Source organism: Lentilactobacillus dabitei (genome assembly GCF_019061365.1).
In the GTDB taxonomy this organism is placed as follows: Bacteria; Bacillota; Bacilli; order Lactobacillales; family Lactobacillaceae; genus Lentilactobacillus; species Lentilactobacillus dabitei.
This window is the reverse complement of record NZ_JAHPPD010000051.1, coordinates 18,622-18,972: the sequence shown is the minus strand read 5'-3', so window position 1 is coordinate 18,972 and position 351 is coordinate 18,622. Positions and strand designations below refer to the sequence as shown.

1 protein-coding gene is annotated in these 351 nt (G+C 46.7%); it reads left to right on the top strand.

Annotated features, from left to right (window positions below; translation table 11 throughout):
- A partial coding sequence (locus KTE19_RS08775) for a hypothetical protein (RefSeq protein WP_217342099.1) occupies window positions 1-225 on the top strand: 225 nt, incomplete at its 5' end.
- Window positions 226-351 lie beyond the last annotated feature (126 nt).

The window sequence follows — 351 nt, the reverse complement described above, 5'->3', positions numbered from 1 at the left end:
TCGGAGCATAAGTCTCCGCCAACAGGAATCCCGGTTTTGGGGATTTTTGTTGGTGGTGCTTATGTGCAGACTTTTGCTTTGCGCAGCTGTCCTAAAATCAGTGAGCGGATCCAAGCGATTAGAGATCGGAGTGTAAGTCGCCTCGAACGGAAATTCTGGTTTTGGGAATTTTTGTTCGAGGTGCTTACATGCAGATCTCTGCTTGGAGGAGCTGTCCTAAAATAAAGTGAGCGGATCCAAGCGATTAGAGATCGGAGTGTAAGTCGCCTCGAACGGAAATTCTGGTTTTGGGAATTTTTGTTCGAGGTGCTTACATGCAGATCTCTGCTTGGAGGAGCTGTCCTAAAATAA